Below are 331 nucleotides of genomic sequence, written 5' to 3'. Positions count from 1 at the left end.
ACTATATACATTATAAAAACCTAATCTATAAGTATCAAGCTCCATACCAAAATTATATATTAAATTTCCTCCAATTTTAAAAGACCATCTGTCTGAAAAATAAAAATATCTTACAACATTCAATTTTACATAAGGCATAAAAGGAAGCTTATACATAAAAGCAATATTTTTTTGATTAAACTCTGTCATATATTTATAATTATCAATAAGTCCAAATGAATAATCTGCCTGATTAGCTGTACTGTATAAAGGAATTAAAATTCCGCCTCCTATGCCTAAAGAAACTTTATTGTGAAAATTTAGTCTAAGCAAATATCCTAAAATAATACTA

The 331-nt window shown here is 24.8% G+C and carries 1 pseudogene; it reads right to left on the bottom strand.

From position 1 onward, the window contains the following. Window positions 1-312 (bottom strand): annotated as a pseudogene (locus E6A48_RS11755) (hypothetical protein); the annotation flags it as partial. Window positions 313-331 lie beyond the last annotated feature (19 nt).

Source organism: Brachyspira pilosicoli (genome assembly GCF_019402445.1).
In the GTDB taxonomy this organism is placed as follows: Bacteria; Spirochaetota; Brachyspiria; order Brachyspirales; family Brachyspiraceae; genus Brachyspira; species Brachyspira pilosicoli_B.
The sequence above is the reverse complement of the archived record's forward strand: the minus strand, read 5'-3'. Positions and strand labels throughout refer to the sequence as shown.